The 16356-nt window shown below is 70.7% G+C and carries 15 protein-coding genes and 1 pseudogene; 6 read left to right on the forward strand and 10 right to left on the reverse strand.

What is annotated here, in order from left to right; translation table 11 throughout:
• The first annotated feature begins 202 nt into the window (after positions 1 to 202).
• Positions 203 to 961 carry an SCO4225 family membrane protein gene (locus JL475_RS31895; RefSeq protein WP_202281570.1) on the forward strand — a complete coding sequence of 253 codons (759 nt, stop codon included), beginning with the start codon at positions 203 to 205 and terminating at the stop codon, positions 959 to 961.
• A gap of 777 nt (positions 962 to 1738) precedes the next feature.
• Positions 1739 to 1969 (forward strand): hypothetical protein, encoded by a 231-nt coding sequence (locus JL475_RS31900; RefSeq protein WP_202281572.1) that lies wholly within the window; start codon positions 1739 to 1741, stop codon positions 1967 to 1969.
• 15 nt (positions 1970 to 1984) lie between these two features.
• Here the strand turns inward: JL475_RS31900 and JL475_RS40465 are convergent.
• Together JL475_RS40465 and JL475_RS31910 are read right to left on the reverse strand one after the other, a co-directional pair.
• Positions 1985 to 2484, reverse strand: a pseudogene (locus JL475_RS40465) (XRE family transcriptional regulator).
• A 152-nt stretch (positions 2485 to 2636) separates the two neighbouring features.
• A complete protein-coding gene (locus JL475_RS31910; RefSeq protein WP_307825211.1) occupies positions 2637 to 3878 on the reverse strand; it encodes a SpoIIE family protein phosphatase in 1242 nt (413 codons plus the stop codon).
• 729 nt (positions 3879 to 4607) lie between these two features.
• Here JL475_RS31910 and JL475_RS31915 point away from each other — a divergent pair.
• Entirely contained in the window at positions 4608 to 4955 is a 348-nt protein-coding gene (locus tag JL475_RS31915) for a hypothetical protein (protein WP_202281599.1), read from the forward strand.
• Positions 4956 to 5777: 822 nt separating this feature from the next.
• On the opposite strand, the gene JL475_RS31920 is transcribed toward JL475_RS31915, so the two are convergent.
• From JL475_RS31920 to JL475_RS31940, 5 genes are all read right to left on the reverse strand, one after another.
• Complete coding sequence (locus tag JL475_RS31920; protein WP_202281578.1) at positions 5778 to 5984, reverse strand: cold-shock protein; 207 nt, start codon at positions 5982 to 5984, stop codon at positions 5778 to 5780.
• A 430-nt stretch (positions 5985 to 6414) separates the two neighbouring features.
• On the reverse strand, positions 6415 to 6717 hold the full coding sequence (locus JL475_RS31925) for a hypothetical protein (RefSeq protein WP_202281580.1): 303 nt from the start codon (positions 6715 to 6717) through the stop codon (positions 6415 to 6417).
• A 747-nt stretch (positions 6718 to 7464) separates the two neighbouring features.
• A complete protein-coding gene (locus JL475_RS40470; RefSeq protein ID WP_237408881.1) occupies positions 7465 to 8199 on the reverse strand; it encodes a hypothetical protein in 735 nt (244 codons plus the stop codon).
• Positions 8199 to 8768, reverse strand: coding sequence for an RNA polymerase sigma factor (locus tag JL475_RS31935; protein ID WP_202281582.1), 570 nt, complete (start codon positions 8766 to 8768; stop codon positions 8199 to 8201). Before JL475_RS31935 ends, JL475_RS40470 begins: the two co-directional genes overlap by 1 nt.
• Positions 8765 to 9013, reverse strand: coding sequence for a hypothetical protein (locus JL475_RS31940; RefSeq protein ID WP_202281584.1), 249 nt, complete (start codon positions 9011 to 9013; stop codon positions 8765 to 8767). Before JL475_RS31940 ends, JL475_RS31935 begins: the two co-directional genes overlap by 4 nt.
• 798 nt (positions 9014 to 9811) lie before the next feature.
• On the opposite strand from JL475_RS31940, the gene JL475_RS40475 reads away from it, so the two are divergent.
• Positions 9812 to 10294: a hypothetical protein gene (locus JL475_RS40475; RefSeq protein WP_237408883.1), complete on the forward strand. Its 483-nt coding sequence runs from the start codon at positions 9812 to 9814 to the stop codon at positions 10292 to 10294.
• Positions 10291 to 13242 (forward strand): tetratricopeptide repeat protein, encoded by a 2952-nt coding sequence (locus tag JL475_RS31945; RefSeq protein WP_307825212.1) that lies wholly within the window; start codon positions 10291 to 10293, stop codon positions 13240 to 13242. Before JL475_RS40475 ends, JL475_RS31945 begins: the two co-directional genes overlap by 4 nt.
• Here the strand turns inward: JL475_RS31945 and JL475_RS31950 are convergent.
• The 3 genes from JL475_RS31950 to JL475_RS31960 all read right to left on the reverse strand — a co-directional run bounded on the left by JL475_RS31950 (position 13227) and on the right by JL475_RS31960 (position 15122).
• Positions 13227 to 13421, reverse strand: coding sequence for a hypothetical protein (locus JL475_RS31950; RefSeq protein WP_202281588.1), 195 nt, complete (start codon positions 13419 to 13421; stop codon positions 13227 to 13229). The two genes, JL475_RS31945 and JL475_RS31950, sit on opposite strands and share 16 nt — an antisense overlap.
• Positions 13422 to 13728: 307 nt before the next feature.
• Positions 13729 to 14226 carry a lamin tail domain-containing protein gene (locus tag JL475_RS31955; RefSeq protein WP_202281590.1) on the reverse strand — a complete coding sequence of 166 codons (498 nt, stop codon included), beginning with the start codon at positions 14224 to 14226 and terminating at the stop codon, positions 13729 to 13731.
• A gap of 605 nt (positions 14227 to 14831) precedes the next feature.
• On the reverse strand, positions 14832 to 15122 hold the full coding sequence (locus JL475_RS31960; RefSeq protein ID WP_202281592.1) for a hypothetical protein: 291 nt from the start codon (positions 15120 to 15122) through the stop codon (positions 14832 to 14834).
• A 302-nt stretch (positions 15123 to 15424) separates the two neighbouring features.
• Between JL475_RS31960 and JL475_RS31965 the strand changes: the two genes are divergently transcribed.
• Positions 15425 to 16084 (forward strand): HNH endonuclease family protein, encoded by a 660-nt coding sequence (locus JL475_RS31965; protein ID WP_202281594.1) that lies wholly within the window; start codon positions 15425 to 15427, stop codon positions 16082 to 16084.
• Positions 16085 to 16356: the final 272 nt, after the last annotated feature.

Genomic DNA, 16356 nt, shown 5'->3' on the forward strand with positions numbered 1-16356 from the left:
GCCACTTCGCGCCGGACGCGGTCGTCCCGCACTGGCCGCCCCAAAGCTGATTAACGCTGATCCCCGTGAGGCAGTGTGATTGGCAGAGCGCTCACTTGCTGCAACTTCTGTGCCGGAATGAGTACTTGTACTCATGTCTGAGCGGGCCCCTCGGTCCACCGTTGAGAACACCCGCCCTCGGACCGACCAGAAGGAACCCGCGATGCCGAATGCCTCCCACCCGCGCCGCTTTCCACGTATGCGACAGCTCTTGGCGCTTGCTACCGGCAACTGGCTCGCCAGGAGCTATCTGGCTGTCTTCGCCGTCTCCGTCCTGATCATGTTCCTCTTTCCGGAGAGCGACGTCGCGTCGAGCCCCCTGCTGCTCACGGCACCTCTCTCCTTCCTGGCTATGACCCTCCCCTTCGGTCCGGGCACTGAGGGCGGCGGGTCAGCCGAGGCACTAGCCATCGGCTTCTGGGTCGTATGGCTCCTCCTGTGCGCCTTCGTGAACGCCGCCGTGCTCGGCGTCTTCCTCACGAGATCCACGACCGCCGCACCTCCCAGCCTGCGTGAGCCCTTCCCGCGTGTCTCGACCACCTCTGAGCGGGAGGAAACAGATATGGCGCGTCCTGCAAACCCCCGCTCGCAAAAGACTCGGGCCCTGCTGGCACCTGCAGTGGACAACTGGCTCGCGCGCGGGTACCTCGCTGTGGTCGCGGCGTCGCTTGGGTTCTTCCTGTATGCCGCGTACCTGCTGCCGGACCCGGGGTTCGCAGGTATCTGGCCGCTCATGACCACGGCGCCGCTCAGCATCGTCGCCTTTCTCGTGGCGTCACCGGTCGAGTGGGCCTCCTCGCTCGCCTGGCTGAGCCCGTTGATCTTCTCCGCCGGTGCGGCCCTGTCCGGGCTGTTGAACGCTGTGCTGCTCGGCCGGCTCGCACGGAGGCTGCGGGTGCGGGAAGCGCGCCCGGCCGCCTGAGGACGGCGCCGCATCAGCGAGGTCCAGGGCGCGACGGCCACCGTACAGACCCGCGCACATGGCGCGGTACACGGTCGGATCGTCGGGATCGGCGAACGCTTGCGCAAGGGCCCGGGTGACCTCGCCACGTGTCATGCGGTTGCGCTTCAGGTCGTCGGCCACCTGCCGCGCTCGCTGGTCGACGGCCTTACGCAGGGCAGCGCCGGCGGGGTCCTGAGGCGCGGTTTCGTCGTCGGGGCCGGCGGGGTCGGTGAGCAGCTTCTCCGCGCGCTCCCGCAGGGCCTCCGTGGGGGCAGTATCGCCTTCCGGCCCCGGGAGTTCCTTGACGATGGCGACGATGGCGCCTGCCGTGACCTTCGCGACAGCACGGACCGCCGCACAGGGAGCACAGCGGACCGTGCTGCGCCCGCAGGGCGGCCCCGCCGACATATGGCACCCTGGGGCCACCGCCACGGAAGAAAGAGCCGCTCACGGCCCGCTCAGGGGTTTGCTGCGCCCCGTCGCCCCGCGTGCCTCGCTGCGATCTGCCACCTTCGTGGCAGTGCCGCGACCAGGTCATCCACCACACCATGACAGCCAAACAGTCAGCGCCTACCGCCTCATGACAGTGCCCCACCCATACTCAACACCCCTACCAGCGAAATGACCCTGGCCTGATACGCCGTCACTGACACCCAACCGGTACAGCGCAGCATGCACGACGCACACGCCTCGGGTGGCGTCTGGAGCGCCAGGCTTCGGTAGTGAAGAAGTACTCCAGGCCGCGAGAATCGGGCGATGACCGACCGCCGCCCGCTGGGCACCGGACCGACCCGCACCGCCACCGAAGCGGAGCTGCCGCCCGCGCCACGCGCCCCACTCGCCGCCGAACGCCTGCCCACCGCCCCCGCCGCCGACCCGATGCCCACGCGACCGGCCGCCGGGCGCCGCACCCTGGGCGCCGGCCCCGGCGGTAATCCGCAACCACCCACAGCCGAATGCACAGCTGCACAGCCACCCCCGGTCTGACGGCGCAGCCCGGCTCTACAGGTCGAACTCCACGTGCTCGACGTCGGTGAACTGCACCTCCAGGCCGGTCGCGCGGCGGCCGCCGTCGCGGAAGTACACCTCGCCGAGGCCCTGGGCGGCGATGCCGCGCAGCTGCTGCTCACTGGCGCCGGCGTCGTGGGCGTCGAAGAGGCGGGCCGCGTACTGCGGGGGCAGGGCGAGGGTGAGGCGGCGGATGCGGGCGTCGTCGGTGGTGCCGGGCGCGGCGGTGAACCCGAACCGGGCCCGGGTGTCGACGACGATGCCGCCAGTGGTGGCTGCCTGCTTGCGGGCCTGGGCGCGGATGCGGGGCTGCCGGCGGGCGCGGACCGCGTCCTGAAGGCGTCGGCCAAGGTCCGGGCGGGGCCAGCGGAGCTGGTCCTTGACGCACCCCGCTCCACGGTGCGCTGGGTGATGCCGAGCAGGTCGGCCACCGCGCGGGTGCCCTTGAGCTGCCTGACGACTCTGCCGCGCAATTCGCCAGCCCCGTCAGGCACAGCCGCTCAAAGCGCCGGGCATGGCCGCGTCGCCGCGGCGAACAGGTTTTGGGGATCCGGGCAGGGAGGGAGCTGCGACCTGACGCGTAGCGTCCGCTCGGGCTGCCGGTAGCCGCCGCGGTGCGCGAGGGGCGGAGCCGGCAAAGGCCGGTCTACAGGCGGACGATGACCAGAGCGACGTCGTCGCGTCCGCCGTCGGCCACGCCGAGGCGGGCGAGCAGGACGTCGGCCAGACGATCGGGGCTCAGACGGGCGTGGCGGGCGAGGACGTCGGCGAGGCGGTGCAGCCCGGCGTCGATGTCCTCGCCGCGGCGTTCGATGAGTCCGTCGGTGTAGAGGACGAGGGTGTCGCCCGGGGTGTAGGCAACCGTGGCCTGGGGGCGCGGGGCGTCCTCGGTCAGGACGCCCAGGGGAGGGTTGGTGGCCTCATCGAGCAGGACGACGGTGCCGTCCGGCCGGGCCAAAAGGGGCGGGAGGTGGCCGGCGCTGGTGTAGGTGAGGTGCCGTTGGCGGGTGTCGATGACGGCCTTGACCGCGGTGGTCGCCAGTGCGCCCTCGAAGGCGCGGGCGTACCGGCTCAGGACGTCCATCGCCGCGCCGGGTTCGTGGATGGCGCGGACGGCGGCGGACAGGGCGCTGCGGAGCATGCCCATGACGGCGGCGGCCTCCAGGCCGTGGCCGACCACGTCGCCGACCGCCACGGTGTACGTGTCCTCGGACAGGTCCACCACGTCGTACCAGTCACCGCAGACGTTGAGGGAGCGGACGGCGGGCAGGTAGCGCACGGCGATCTCCCGGTGCGCGGCCAGGTCCGGGGAGTGCAGCATGACCTCTTGCAGGGCGAGGGCAGTACGGCGTTCCCAGTCGTGGGCATCGCGGAGTTCCTCGTTGAGGCGCTGGAGTTCCTGCGCCCGCGTGAACAGTTCGGCCTCCGTCGCCTTGTGCTCCGCGCCCGGGGCATCCGGCTTCAGGCGGAGGGGACGGGTCCGTGCGAACTCGGTCATGTCCTCCACCCGGTGGAGGATCCACTGCACCTCTCCGTCGGCTCCGAGGACGGGTGTGTTGATGGGCGACCACCACTTCTCCCGGAACCCTCCCGGATGGCCGGAGACCGGGATGTCGTACTTCTGCACCGCCATCGTGTCCGGTTCCTTCGACCGCAGGACCCGCCGGAGGGAGGCCTGGAGATTGTGCACCCCGTCGGCGTCCGGATCCGCCGGATTCTCGGGGTGGGCATCGAAGAAGTACCGGCCGCTCAGCTCCTCCCGGGTCCGGCCCGTGGCCCGCAGATAGGCCTCGTTGACCTCAACGATCACCAGCTCGGGGTCCAGCACCAGAGAAGGGCTGCACGCCACGGCGAACAACGCCCGGTAGTCGATCCGCGATGTGGTCACACACGCTCTCCTGTCCGGTCCCTCCTGTCTCATTCCCGGTCCGCGGCCATGCGGTCAGCCGTGAGCGGCGGTCTGTCGGCTCGCCGGAGGCGCCGAGTGCGAATCTGCACCGGAAAGACACGCCGCGACCTGCAGCAACCTCACGAGCCGTCACCGCAAAAACTGCACCCCGATGTCACCACCACCCCACACCCCACGGCGAACCCCCAGCCCACCGCCCTGACACCAGTGCTGGAGGACACTGGTGTCACCTCTACAGAAACCGGTGACATGGAGATGCAGATTCGCAGGCTGCCGCCAGACCCACAAGGAAGCTCCAGAGCGTCACCGCCCGGTGGGGACCAGCCGTCAAAGCCAATGAGGTCATGAACACCCTCTGCCCCGACGAACTCTTGCCATTCGACGATGGCCAGGGCACCGGCGCACCCCGCCCGGACCGGTCACGGAGGCCGTCGTCCCGGGGCGTCCGTCACCACGGGGAGGGGGCCGGGTCGTGCCGTCGGGATTCCGTCCGTCTCCCGGATGAGTGGCCGCTCTGCAACTCGCCAGTCCCAGAGGTTCGTTGACAGGGGGCGTCGCCGGGCGTTGACTGGCGGGACGGTGGAGGCCGACCAGGCGGGCCATGAGCGTCAAGGGTTTTCGTTCGGCTCAGGCCCCGCGAGCCCGGCTTGATCCAGACGAGGGCCGGGTGGCACTCGGACGGTGCGACGCACAGGGAAGTGGCACACGATGATGTACGACCAGGCACGCGCCCAGCAGCCTCCGGACAAGGGTGTCAAAGCCGCCGCACGCCGGGCCCCGGGACCTGAGCCGCTGCTGCCCGCCGAGGAGCGGGACCGAGTCGCCCAGCGCCTGCGGCAGGCCCTCCTCGACTTCGCCGACACCCCGCGTGAGGCGCTGGAAGCGGCCGAGCGCGCCTTCGACGAGGTCACCGCAGAGCTCGCGAGCGCCCTTGCGGAACGGCGACGCGTCCTGCGTGCGGGCTGGCAGGGCCAGGACGCCCAGGCGCAGGCGGAGGAGTTCCGGCACGCGCTGCGGCAGTACCGGGAGATCACGGAGCGACTCCTGCGCCTGTAGACAGGCCCGGCCCAGCGGCAGGCCACCGCCGCCCCGGGCCGGGTGGCGCCGGTCGCAGTACGGCTGATGCGGGTGGGTGCACGCTCACGTGCCACCTCCCGGAAGGGCGACTCCGGCGTGTTCCGGTCGAAGTCGTTGTCTTCGCCGTTGGCGCGACAGTGCAGGTGACGCCACCTCCAGCACTCGCTCGCGGACCGGGCCGGTGCCCCGCTCAGGAAGGGGGCATGACCCAAGCAGCCGACATCCGCGAGTGGCGCGATTACGTCGTCGTCATGCGCCCCCCTGGCGGTACGGCAGCATCGGTGTCCGACTGGATCGACACCGACGCCCAGCTCTAGACCCACACCCATACGCACCGTCGCCTCCTCGGTGGGGATGCCCCCGATGGCGAGCAGAGCGTGCGCGGCCGCCGTCTTCTGATCTTGATGCTGCACCACGCCCTCTGCGGCCGACGGGGCAAAAGCCGGCCCGCCTCGCTTCCCCCACGACCAGGGGCGGTCCCCTCAGGAAACCGTGTGGGGCTCGAATAGTCATCGCCGCTGGTCAAGAGGCGTAGCGGTACTCGCTGATCACACCGCTGAGGACGCGGGTGCGGAGGACTCTGCGGGCGGCCGACGCTGGGACCGGAGGCGGTTGTTCCTGGGCTTCGGGCGGTAGTTGGTTTCGGCTGCGGTGGGGGCGGTGCGCGTTGTAGTGCTTCTGGCATTCGGCCGGGACCGGTCGGCAACGCATCGCCTTCCACGAGCAGTGCGCTCCGGCAAAGCCAGGCCGGTCAGAACGGGATCCTCGTAGGCCCGCCCGGTTGCGGAGGGCGTCAGCCGGCTACGACTCGACGACGACGTTCTCCGCCTGAGGGCCCTTCGGCCCCTGGGTGACGTCGTAGGAGACGCGGTCGTCTTCGTGCAGTTCCTTGAATCCGGTGCTCTGGATGGCGGAGAAGTGGACGAACACGTCCGGACCGCCGCCGTCCTGCTGGATGAAGCCGAAGCCCTTGTCCGGGTTGAACCACTTCACCTTGCCAGTCGCCATGCGGCTCTCCTCCAATGGGTTCCGGGTGCGTGGGAACACTTTCGGAAGCGCCCCCGAACAGCACCTGCAACGCACAGTATGCATTCAGTCACACTGTGCGATGTCAAGATCGAGTCGCCGTGTCCCCAGATGGCCTCCGGACAGGACGCTGCACCATGACGACCACGCGGCGGGCGGAGCCCGGAAGGCGCAGAAGGTGCCGCGGTCGGCCACGACTCCCCCAGGGCCGCCGAGTGGCGTGCTTCGAGTCCTCGCGGACCACGGCCCGCCTGCAACCATCAGCGCCTCCACTCCGACGCGCACGCAGCGGCGAGAGACGAGAACGCGGCCGGAGGAGAAACCCGCTGGCGCGTTCTCCTCCGGCCGCACGGAAGGGACATCATCCGTCGATGCCCGTGATGGTTATCGCCTTGCAAGGGTGGGACCGCCCTTACGCGCCCTCGGACGACTCCTCGCCCTCGGCCGCCGGTGCCTCTGCCTCCTCCGTCTCCGGTTCGGCTGGGGGTTGTCCGCCTTCGGACGGGGTCGCTTCGGCTTCCGCGGTCTCGCCGGCCGCGGGGGCTTCCGCCTCCGCCGCCTCGGCCGCCGACTCCTCGCCTTCGGACGGGGTCGCTTCGGCTTCCGCGGTCTCGCCGGCCGCGGGGGCTTCCGCCTCCGCCGCCTCGGCCGCCGACTCCTCGCCTTCGGACGGGGTCACCGCGGGTTCCTGAGGCGCCTGTTCGGTGTCGTTCATGTGTTCACCTCCTTCCTGCGGTGCGCAGTTGGGAGTGCTGGCGTCGGTCGTCTGGAGTCACCGAGATCAGGCAAGATGCGCTTTGTGCTTTCTATGCTTTTGTCCTATTCCTTGAGGATGTGGATGTCAACGGGCCCTGGGGTGAGAGGTCCAGGCTCGAACACGGAGCGGTGGCGGCGTGCCACATGGCTCCCTGTGGGCGTCGGTTGAACTCGGCCGCCGGCGAGACCCCTTGGCTGGTGGGAACAGGTCAGCGTGGCGGGCTCTTGCGCAATGTGGGGGCTCGCTGAATTCCGCAATTGCCGGCACTACGGTGTGGGCGTTCGTCCGCCGCCCTGGCGGCGGCCGTGGCAAGCGGCTCTGATCCACTTCCTGTGGCCCCGCACGGGGAATCTCGCTTGTCCCCCCGTGGAGCCGGTCGGAGGCCGGTGTCTTGCCCTGCGGTGCGCAGGGTCTGCAATGTCGATGTCGTGGGTGATGCGGTAGTCCAGGGCGCGCAGCAGGTCGCTGACGCGGCCGCCGGGGTGGAAGCTGGCAGGCGGGCAGTTCGGCCTCCGGGGCGGCGCCGACGATGCCGGCGGGAAGCATTGGAGTTGCCCCGGTCTGACGGACACCGATGGACTTGCGAGCTATGCACTCGATAGCGGATCTGAACGAGGGGGCGCACCAGGTGTGGTGCGCCCCGGGCGGCCGATGCCCGCGGCCGCACCGTCCCCGTGCGTCGTCCGCTTCGGGTGATCCGGGTGGTCAGTGGTGGACGAGTTCTCTGGGGAGTCGGTTGGTGGTCATGAAGGCGCTGAGAGCAGAGCCCCAGGGCACAGTGCTGGCGAATCCTTCGGCGAGGTGGGTGGCGGAGCGGACGGGTTGCGGTAGGTGGCGGTCTCGGGTGAAGCCGAGCATGCGGGCCATGGTGCGCCAGATGCGGGCGTCGGGGCTGCTGTGGCCGACGGCCGCGTGATGGGCGGCGAGGAGGTGGGCGGCGAGGGGGTCGCCGGCGCCGGCGGCGAAACGCCACCAGTACAGGGCGCTTTCGCGTCGGTCGAGGGTGTAGAGCAGGCAGGCGAAGGTGCGGGCTCCGGTCTGGTCGTAGTCAGCGGCGAAGGCGGCGAGGGAGTCGATGTCGTTGGAGCGCAGCACGGTCTCGCAGAGTCTGCGGACGTGGTCGATGACGGCGGTAGGGGTGGTGGCGGGGTCGGTGGTGAGGATGGGAGTGGGGCGGCGGCGTGGGCCGCGGCGGGTGCGGGGCCGGGAGTCGGTGGGCCGGTTGGATACTGGGGCGCCGGCCGGTGGCGGCACCTGAGCCGGTGCCTGAACTGGTGCGGGCGGTAAGGCTGGGTCGGTGACGGCGCGCATGATCCGGGAGGGCCGGGCTGCTTCCTGGGCGATGCGGGCGGCAAGGCGGCGCAGGAAGTCGTCGGTGTCGTGGTGGTCGTACTGGTCGTGAAGGGCCTGCGCTTCGGCGCGCAGGAGGTCTTCGAGCATCAGGTGTCCCCTTCCCCCGTGTCCGGGAGACCCATCAGATGGTGGAGTTTCTTCAGGCCCAGATGGACGTTGGTTTTCGCCGCGCCGGGCGTGATGGCCAGGCGGGTGGCGATCTCGGTGAAGTCGAGTTCGGTGAGATAGCGCAGGCGGACACAGTTGGCCTGGAGCGGGGCGCGCTGGTCCAGGTCGGCCAGGGCCCGGTCCAGGCGGTCGTGGCCGCGCAGGAGCATCAGGTCGTCGACGGTCGGCATGTCGGCGTAGTTGAGCTCTGCGTGGCTGACTTCGCGGCCGGCGGTGCGGGCGCGGCGTCGGTAGAAGTCGGTGATCGCGTTGTCGAGTATGCGGTGGGCGAGTGCGATCGGGTTGGCGTGGGCGAGGATCCGCGGCCACTTGCGGTACATCACGACGGCGGCGTCCATGAGGGCTTCGTCGGCGTCATGAGGGTCGCGCAGGCGGGAGCCGGCGATGCGCAGGAAGTTGCCCTTGTAGCGGGCGAAGAAGACCTCGAAGTCGCTGGGCAGGTCGACGGGCTCGATCAGTCCGAAGTCCTGCTCGTCGGGGTTGGTCACCGCTCCTCCTGTTCCTGGAGCATGGCGGTGAGCCCCGGGTCGAACGGCAGCCCCATGGGCTGTGCGGCCGGTGCGGCAGGGTGTGCCGGTGCCGTGGGTGCGGAGAGACGCGCGTGATGGCGGTGTTCGTCTCGAGCCAGCGAGGCGGTGCGGACGATGCGCCTGACGGCGGCGTCGAGTCCGGCTGCGGTCATCCGGTAGGCGCCGACCAACGCCAGCGCGTACCAGGCCCAGTGAAGCCCCACAGACCCTCCTTCAACTCAACTCGTCCCCCAGGCTGCACAGTTGCTGTCCGGGGGGAGGGCCGTGGCCCTCAACCCGTTCACCGTCGGGAAGGGCCTTGGGGGTTAACCGTGCGACACATGTTCTCAGCGGAGCGTAACCATCCGGTTGTGACGCAGGGTGTGACCTGCGCATACGAACCGTGCTGTGATCAGAGTCACGTTTACCGATCAAACGTTCGCCACGGTCCGCCACCCCCAGCCACCCCGCGCACCACCACCCGGACCAGCCAACTCCCCTGACCGGACGCGCAGCCACCCGGCCCAGACGCGCCCGCGCACAACCCGCCACCGCACGGAAACCCGCGGACCATCACCTTCGCGAGTGGAACGCCACCGAAGCAGAGAAAGCAGCGTCGGTGGGGGCGTCGTTCGTAGCGGATGACGGAGCAGCAGCGCCTCCCTGGTCCCCCGGACTGCTCGGCCTGATGGTGGGGGAATCCGGCTCGGAATGCAGAAGTGCCGGTACTGGGCTGTTTTGGCTCCGCCGGACGGGGCCGGAACGGTTTGCCTGCGGGTGAGGACGCAGTGTGGTGTGTCGGCCTGGGTGTCCTTATCCGTGCGAACGGAGGTGAGCCGGCCGTGCGGTGAGCCGGTCACGCTCCCCGGCACGTCCCGGGCCGGGGCCGGTCGACGTGGCCCCTCTACCGCGTCTCAGAAGGCCACCAGGCCCTCTGTGCTGCGGACAAAGGCGGTCCAGGGAAGAGGAGTTCGTGGCATCGTGGACTCGTACCGAGATAGCCGACGCGGCGGGGGACGGGTATGAACCGGTTAGCCAGGTGGACGGTGGCGGGAGTGGTGACGGTCGGGTCCTTCGCCGCGGTCACCACGCTCTGCGGGGCTTGGGTGCTGCCGCCGATGATGGAGGACGCCGCGATCCGTTGGGGGCTGGCCTCCGCCGTGGGTGCGGCGCTGGCAGCACTGGCGGCCGCATGGGGTTACGGCTTCGCCACCCGCACCCCGCAGCTCCCGGGGCAGACGCCCGCCGGCAACTCGGCCCATGCCTCGGCCCCGCGCTCGGCCGCCGTCGCCGGCGACAACTCGGGCAGCATCTCGACCGGCGACAGCACCCCGGCGGCGCTCCCCGCTCAGCCCCCGGCCCAGCCGCCCGCCACACCACTGCCCCCCTCCCCGCCCCCGCCGGCGAACACCGCGTCGGCGTCCGGGGAGCGTTCCATCGCCATCGGCGGGAACAACTCCGCAAACCTGTCCACCGGCGACCAGACCGGCCACACCGGCCCGTGAAGCAGACCTTCCGGTCATGGATCTCACGGGGACGCAAGGAGCCACTGCCCGCACCCGCCGGGACCGCCCCGCAGACCGAGGCGTCGGGAGAGCGTGCCGTCGCTGTCGGCCGGGACAACTACGGGCCGGTGCTGACCGGCGACAACGCCCGGGCCGTGACACTTCCGGCCGACGCATGGCAATCCCCCGCACAGGTAGCAGCGCACCCGGGACTGGACGACCTGCCGCTGCGCCCCGGGCTGTTCGTCGGCCGGACCAGCGAACTGCAGCGGCTCGACGCCGCACTGGCGGCCCCGGGCGGGGTGCTCGTGCAGGCGGTGCACGGGCTGGGCGGGGTCGGCAAGAGCACCCTGGCCGCGCACTGGGCCGCCACCCGCTCCCATGGCTGTGCCCCGATCCGATGGATCAACGCCGACAGCCCCACCGGTGTGCAGGAGGGCCTGGCGGCGCTGGCCACCGCGCTGCAACCGGCCCTGGCCGAGGCGCTGACGCTGGAGGCGCTGGCCGACTACGCCGTGCAGTGGCTGGCCACCCACACCGGCTGGCTGCTGATCCTGGACAACGTCAACGACCCCGCCGACATCGCAGGCCTGATCGCCCGCGCCCCCGGCGGCCGGTTCCTGATCACCAGCAGGCTCGCCACCACCTGGCACCATCTCACCACCGTGGTGCGCCTGGACGTCCTGGACCAGGCCGAGGCCGTGGACCTGCTCACCCGCCTCGCCACCAGCACCGCACCGGGACGGGACCTGGACGGCGCCGCCGAACTGGTGGCCGAACTGGGCTACCTGCCGCTGGCCGTCGAACAGGCCGGCGCGTACCTGGCCCAGAACCCGCTCACCACCCCCCGCGCCTACCTGGACCTCCTCGCCCGCTACCCGGCGGCGATGTACGCCCAAGGAGCGGTCGGCACCAGTCCCGACCGCACCATCGCGAGGATCTGGCACGCCACCTTGGACCGGATCACCGCCGACCAGCCCCTGGCCGCTGACCTGTTGCGGACCCTGGCCTGGTACGCCCCCGACCACATCCCCGCCACACTCCTGGACGACTTCGCCACCCCGCCTGCCGCGGACGCCGCGGTCGGCCTCCTCACCGCCTACAGCATGATCAGCCCCGACCCGGCGACCGGCACCCTGTCCCTGCACCGGCTCGTCCAGGCCCTCGCCCGCACCCCCGACCCGGGCGACCCCCACCGCACCCCCGACGCCATCGACCAGGCCCGCGACCGCGCCACCACCCACCTGCACACCGCTCTGCCCGGCACCTGGGACAGCCCCGCGGACTGGCCCCTCTGGCGCACCCTGCTCCCGCACATCGAAGCCCTGGCCGACCATGCACCCGCCGGCACCGACACCCGCACCACCGCAGACCTCCTCAACCGCACCGGGAACTTCCTTAACGACCAGGGGCGACTTACCCGCGCGATCAGCCACCTCCAACGCGCTCTCGCCGGCGCCGTGCGGGTGCTGGGCGAGGACCACCCCTCCACCCTGGCCTCCCGCAACAACCTCGCCTACGCCTACCAGTCGGCGGGGGATCTGGGGCGGGCGATCCCGCTCTTCGAGCAGACCCTCACCGACCGTGTCCGGGTACTGGGCGAGGACCACCCCTCCACCCTGATCTCCCGCAACAACCTCGCCGCCGCCTACCGGCCAGCGGGGCGGTTGGGCGAGGCGATCCCGCTGTACCAGCAGACCCTCACCGACCGTGTCCGGGTGCTGGGCGAGGACCACCCCGACACCCTGGCCTCCCGCAACGGCCTCGCCGCCGCCTACGACTCGGCGGGGCGGTTGGGCGAGGCGATCCCGCTGTACCAGCAGACCCTCACCGACCGTGTCCGGGTACTGGGCGAGGACCACCCCGACACCCTGACCTCCCGCAACAACCTCGCCTACGCCTACCAGTCGGCGGGGGATCTGGGGCGGGCGATCCCGCTGTACCAGCAGACCCTCACCGACCGTGTCCGGGTACTGGGCGAGGACCACCCCTCCACCCTGACCTCCCGCAACAACCTCGCCTACGCCTACGACTCGGCGGGGCGGTTGGGCGAGGCGATCCCGCTGTACCAGCAGACCCTCACCGACCGTGTCCGGGTACTGGGCGAGGACCACCCCGACACCCTGACCTCCCGCAACAACCTCGCCTACGCCTACCAGTCGGCGGGGGATCTGGGGCGGGCGATCCCGCTGTACCAGCAGACCCTCACCGACCGTGTCCGGGTACTGGGCGAGGACCACCCCTCCACCCTGACCTCCCGCAACAACCTCGCCTACGCCTACGACTCGGCGGGGCGGTTGGGCGAGGCGATCCCGCTGTACCAGCAGACCCTCACCGACCGTGTCCGGGTACTGGGCGAGGACCACCCCGACACCCTGGCCTCCCGCAACAACCTCGCCTACGCCTACCAGTCGGCGGGGGATCTGGGGCGGGCGATCCCGCTCTTCGAGCAGACCCTCACCGACCGTGTCCGGGTACTGGGCGAGGACCACCCCTCCACCCTGGTCTCCCGCAACAACCTCGCCGCCGCCTACCGGCCAGCGGGGCGGTTGGGCGAGGCGATCCCGCTGTACCAGCAGACCCTCACCGACCGTGTCCGGGTGCTGGGCGAGGACCACCCCGACACCCTGGTCTCCCGCAACGGCCTCGCCGCCGCCTACGACTCGGCGGGGCGGTTGGGCGAGGCGATCCCGCTGTACCAGCAGACCCTCACCGACCGTGTCCGGGTACTGGGCGAGGACCACCCCGACACCCTGACCTCCCGCAACAACCTCGCCTACGCCTACCAGTCGGCGGGGGATCTGGGGCGGGCGATCCCGCTGTACCAGCAGACCCTCACCGCCACCATCCGGGTGCTGGGCGAGGACCACCCGCTGACGACAACGGTCCGCAGCAATCTCGCCGATGCGCTCGCTCAGCATGCTGCCGACGGTCACGAGCGGAGATGAGCCGGACATGTCATAGGCATGGAACCGGTGCGCAACTCGTAGCGGGTCCGCAGCCAGGCGGCGGTCCGTTCGGGGTCGACGTCGGTCAGCCCGAAGTACTCGCGGACGGCATCCAGCACGTCCTGGAGGTCGACCGCCTCGCGGTCCTGGTGCTGCAAGCGGAGCGGGAACGTGGGCATGCGGCGGGTCAGCGTCCGCCGGGCAGCGCTGATCGCGACATCCGCCGACTCCCGCAGCTGGGAATCCAGATGGGCGGCGACCCGCTCGACGACCCGGCGCGAGCGCCGGGCCCGGAGGAATCCGGGGGTTCACCACTCCTCCACGGGGTGCGGGACGGAGTGCTTGCAGTACATGCAGGCGGCTCTGCCGGGGAGGTCGACGGTCCGGCCGGTGCAGCGCGGGCACTTGCCCAGCTCCAGCACCGGGCCGTGCCCTGGCGGGCGCAGTCCCGGGCAGGTCGCGGCCGGGCCGGCTCGTGGTTTGGTTTCAGCCGTGGTAGCCGATGTAGCCGTTGCCGTCCCGGTCGTGGTCACGCTTGGTGTAGGAGTGCACGTCCGCGCGGCTGCCGGAGGGCTTGTACAGGTAGATGGTGTCCTTGTCGTTGTTCCACAGGAAGTTGCAGTTGTCGCGGTAGACCACGTTCTTGGCGTCGGAGTCGGTGCCGTGGCCGCCGCGCAGCTTGATGTAGTCGCCGGGCTGCAGGTAGTGGTTGGCGGTGAAGGCGAAGCGGTTGCCGGCGGCGTCCTTGACGACGTAGCCCTTGAGGTTGACGGTCGCCGAGGACGAGTAGTTCTTGATCGTCAGGTATTCCTCGTCGGTGTTGCCCGTCGAGCAGCTGTTGGAGTCCCGGCCGGGGGCGTCGTACTGGATGCCGCGGACTTTCAGGGCGGAGCTGTACTCGGCGGCCTGAGCCGACACGGCGGGAACGAGGGCGGCCAGGGTGCCGGCGGTGACGGCTGCGGCCAGGACGGAACGCGTACGCAAGAGGATGCTCCCCCACAGTTGAACGAATAGTGCTGCATGTGAAGGACCGGTAGGGAGCCGTGCTGGTTGCACGGGAAACGGCCTGTCATCCGTTCGGGTGGCTCGGTCCGGACCGTCCGCGGTGCGGTGGAGGGCTCCGATGGTGGTGGTGTCCTGGGGTTTCGCCGATTGCCTGCAGGAGGCGGTCCCGTACTCGACGGGCCGGACGTGGCGTATCTCACCGTGGAGCCGGCGGCGCCAGGACCAGTCGGTCCACTCGGCGGGGGCGAGCCCGGCCGGAAAGAGCGTCTTCCCGGGCCGGCCGGGGTGCGTCGGCTCGGTGTTGGCCAGGTTGGTCCTCGGTGTTGGACGGGCCGGTCGTCGATCCCCTCAGGGCGTCGCCGAGGCCGGTCGACGCGGCGCTCCGCCCTGCCATCGAGTTCGTGGGCACGGGCGAGAGGCTCTTGGGCCGCCGGTTCTGTGCCTGCCGCACGGCCGGTGGCTGTCCGGTGTCTCCCGCAGAGGGCTTGTCGGGTCGGCGGCTGCCCCGTTTGGGGTGACGTTGCCTGCGGCGGTACGGGGTGTCGACACCGATCTCGCCCCACGGCTCGCCGCGAACGCCGGGCTCAGGATGTGCCCTCGGCCTCGGTGGTGTGGTCGGCCCCGGCCGCTTCGTCCCGTGTCATGCCGAGGAAGCGCCGGATGGCTTCGACCGGCATATCGAGTCCCTCGGACGCGGACTGCTCGTCGCCGAAGACCTGCACTGCCTCGGTGACCGCCACGGCCAGTTCGGCCTCTGCCTTGCGGACCTTGGCCTCGGCCTTGTCCACGGTGTCGACCACCGCCAGCTGACGGCGCTGCCTCTCCTGGAGTCTCTGTTTACGGGAGGGGGTCTTGTCGGGGTTCTGCACGGTCATGGCCAAGATCGTAATCAGTCGGGTGCACGCCGATGAAATCGGCACCTCACCCGCATGATCGGGGCGTTCACGGCTCGAAGGCTCGGCACCGGCGGCCCCGTGAAGCCGTTGTTCAAGGCAGGTGCGGTGCCGGGGTGTTGTCCCGTGGACGGCGGGTGCCTGCCGAGGGGGTGTTGTCAGGTTGAGTGGTGGCCTTCTCGGGCGGCATGCTCACGTTTTGCCGGTACGACCATTGCCCCCACACGAGGGGCGCACTCGGGAAACAGGCGACTGCGCCCCCTCCCGGCCGCTATCCACAGGGCATGTTCACCGCTGTGCTGCGCGGCCTGGCCGCCGCCTCCCTCGCCGCCCTGCCCCTGACCGTCGCCCCGCCCGCACACGCCGCCGAGACCCTGCCTCTGGCCGAAGCCGTCGCCGGCCTCCCCGTGAACGCCGAAAACCGCGACGGCTACACCCGCGACGCCTTCAAGCACTGGAACGCCGGCGACGATCCCACCGACGGCTGCAACACGAGGTCAGAGGTCTTGCTCTCCGAGGCCGTCGAGCCGCCCACGGTCGGTGCCCGCTGCCGCCTGGCCGGCGGGACCTGGTGGTCGTACTACGACCAGACCTGGGTCACGTCCGCGTCCGGACTGGACATCGACCACCTGGTCCCGCTCGCGGAGAGCTGGGACAGCGGTGCCTCCGCCTGGACGGCAAAACGCCGCGAGGCGTACGCCAACGACCAGGGTTCACCGGCCAGCCTGGTGGCCGTCACCGCCCGCTCGAACCGGAGCAAGGCCGACCAGGATCCGGCAAAGTGGCTGCCGCCCGCCGCCGAGGTGCACTGCCGGTACGTCGCCGAGTGGGTGGGCACCAAACTCCGCTGGGCCCTCACGGTCGATGAGACCGAGGCCGCGGCCCTGCGCGACGCAGCCACTGACTGTCCCGAGCAGACGGTGACGTACGAACCCGCCGCCTGACATCCATCCCTCCCCGCCGCCTGGGGCGGCGGGGACCCGCCGGTGCGCTCGCCGGCGCCCGCCGTGCCGGAAGTTCACCCGACCGGCTTTCCCACTCCCCCTGCCTCGTGCAGATCGCGGGGCAAGCAGCGGCCCCGGCCAGAGAGCGGCGCTCAAGGCTGCCACCTGCACGGATGCTTTACCGGCACCCGCAGAGTCGGCTCGTCCGGCGCGCTACGCAAAGGCCCGGCCCACCGCGGTATGCGGGCCGGGCTGCCGTGGTGGCTACAGGT

Origin of the sequence: Streptomyces sp. M2CJ-2 (assembly GCF_016757295.1) — a bacterium.
GTDB lineage: Bacteria > Actinomycetota > Actinomycetes > Streptomycetales > Streptomycetaceae > Streptomyces.